General features: G+C 63.5%; 2 protein-coding genes and 1 pseudogene. 2 read left to right on the top strand and 1 reads right to left on the bottom strand.

Annotated elements, in window-relative coordinates; translation table 11 throughout:
- A partial coding sequence (locus EN935_RS34775) for a LysR family transcriptional regulator (protein WP_164771635.1) occupies positions 1–417 on the bottom strand: 417 nt, incomplete at its 3' end.
- 80 nt (positions 418–497) lie between these two features.
- Between EN935_RS34775 and EN935_RS34770 the strand changes: the two genes are divergently transcribed.
- Both EN935_RS34770 and EN935_RS34765 read left to right on the top strand, forming a co-directional pair.
- A complete protein-coding gene (locus EN935_RS34770; protein ID WP_127265571.1) occupies positions 498–1,328 on the top strand; it encodes a class I SAM-dependent methyltransferase in 831 nt (276 codons plus the stop codon).
- 12 nt (positions 1,329–1,340) lie between these two features.
- Positions 1,341–1,680, top strand: a pseudogene (locus EN935_RS34765) (hypothetical protein); the annotation flags it as partial.

Below are 1,680 nucleotides of genomic sequence, written 5' to 3'. Positions count from 1 at the left end.
CATCTCGTCGCTCGCGGCGATCTCCAGTTCGATCTCGGGATAGGCCTGGCAGAACGACGCGATCACCGGCTCCAGGATCAACGGCACGACGGCGCGAGGTACGGACAGGCGCAGCAACCCGGTTGGCCGTTGGCCGACATCGCGCGCGGCCTCGCCTGCCGCGACGAGTTCCTCGAAGGCAGGGCCGGCACGATCGAAGAACCGTTGACCAGCCTCGGTCAACCCGACGCTCCGCGTCGTGCGCACGAACAGCGCCGCACCCATGCGGGCCTCCAGCGTGCGCACCGCTTGGCTCACGGCGGACGGCGTCACGCCGAGATCGGCAGCGGCACGGCGGAAGTTGCGGCGCCGGGCGACAGCCAGGAAAACCTCGACCCCCTCCAGCGCACCGTGCCGGACTGTGTAGTTCTGCTTCATAGGTTGTTGTGATTATACCGGATAGTCGAATTATGGAAGCGGATCTAAGTAGGAGAGATGAACACTGGAGACATCCTGCAATGACCGATGGACTTGATGGCGTGCGCGACCACTATCGCGCGACCGGCCTGACCGGGCGGCTGAAGACGGTGCTGGCTGCCCTCGGCCCGGAGGATCAGCTTCTTACGCCACAGCAATTGGGCGTTCTCGACCAATTCCACACCCGTGGACTTGCCGCGACCGCGGAGCTTGCCCAATTGGCGGGCATCGCCCCGGGCATGTCAGTTCTGGACGTCGGCTCGGGCATCGGCGGGCCGGCGCGCTTTCTGGCCGCGACCTATGGCTGTCGGGTTACTGGCGTAGATCTCAGCGACCCTTTCGTGGATGCCGCGCGCTATCTGACCGAGCGCACGGGGCAGAGCGGGCAATTGTCGTTCCAGGCCGCCAGCGCCCTGGAGCTTCCATTCGATGATGGTCGTTTCGACATGGCGCTGCTGCAGCATGTGGCGATGAACATCTCCGACAGAGTGCTGCTCTATCGCGAAATCAGGCGCATGCTGAAGCCAGGCGGCAGATTTGCCACATTCGACGTCGTGTTGTCTGGCGGTGAGCCGCACTATCCGCTTCCCTGGGCGCGAACGCCGGCGACGAGCTTCCTCCTGACAGTCGACGCGACACGTGAGGCGATCGAACCGGCCGGCTTCAGCATGCTGGCATGGCAAGATGACACCGAGGTTGCCAAGGCCTGGTTTAGGCAGTTGCGTGCGTCCGGTCCGCCGCCTTCGCCAAATCTCGGCGTTGTAATGGGACCGGACTTTGCCGAGCTTACGGCCAATTTGGGACGAAATCTCATGGAAGGCCGGCTCGGCATTCTGACCGCGGTGTTCGAGGCAGCATCGACCAACAGCTGACAGGAGACCCGAATGTCGACGGAATTCGTTTTCCAGACACATCTAATTCTAGGTTATGTCGCGTGGCTGCTTTGCTTCGGTGCATACATCTGGCCCTGGCTGAGCTCAATGGACCGGGTCGCGGCGCAGCGAGCCATCGCCACTCTGCACAGCTTCCGCTTCTTCGGGCTCGTCTTCATCCTGCCGGGCGTCGTGAGCCCCGATCTCCCAGCCGGCTTCGCCGTGTTCGCCGCTTATGGTGACTTTGCAACAGGGCTGCTGGCCATGCTAGCGCTGCTCGCGATGAGGCTGCCTCGGCTCTTCTGGGCGTTCGTCGTCGCCTTCAATCTCGTCGGCACGGTCGAGCTCGTCG

The organism is Mesorhizobium sp. M7D.F.Ca.US.004.03.1.1, from assembly GCF_003998635.1.
Classification (GTDB): Bacteria; Pseudomonadota; Alphaproteobacteria; order Rhizobiales; family Rhizobiaceae; genus Mesorhizobium; species Mesorhizobium loti.
Note: the sequence above shows the minus strand (reverse complement) of the source record. Positions and strands in the feature narration are given on the sequence as shown.

Excerpts from the sequence above, each read along its gene's own strand:
- EN935_RS34770 (WP_127265571.1), top strand. The coding sequence starts at position 498 with ATGACCGATGGACTTGATGGCGTGCGCGACCACTATCGCGCGACCGGC.